This window comes from Treponema sp. R6D11, from assembly GCF_054786075.1.
Genome location: NZ_BDHD01000962.1, coordinates 1 through 433, shown reverse-complemented (window position 1 = coordinate 433; position 433 = coordinate 1). Strand labels below are relative to the sequence as shown.

The following is a 433-nucleotide window of genomic DNA, read 5'->3' as shown; positions in this document are numbered from 1 at the left end:
CAATTAAAATAGACATAACGCCTCGCGGAGTTAAGAATTCCGCCTCATCTTCTTTGAATTCGCTTCGTTTTAGGCTTATGCAGGATGCATCTGATATAATTGAGACCCACCGCCTGATTGCCGAGTTTACCGGCAGTTCTTTTAAATCATCGTCAATTGGAGCTGTTCCGCCCGCAACCCTATCCCAGCGGTATCTTTCTCCGCTTAGCATGGCTTCCCTATTTGAAATACGGAATACGAGAATTCTGTCCAGACCCACCGCCGCTGCAATTGGCTTTAAGCCGTTTGACATTATATAGTCAATATCTTTCTCCGCATAAGAAACAAATATTTCAAGTGATTTATTTAAAGCGTCGGCATAAAGATTACGGCGCTCATTTGTATCAAGCCCCTCATACAACCGATTAGCGTCAGTCATTGTATTGTGTTCCAT

Annotated in this window: 1 protein-coding gene; it reads right to left on the bottom strand. The window is 43.2% G+C overall.

Annotated features, from left to right (window positions below; genetic code table 11):
- Positions 1-433 (bottom strand): hypothetical protein (locus ACYVTD_RS17010; protein WP_461248828.1); only part of this gene is annotated, 433 nt, incomplete at both ends.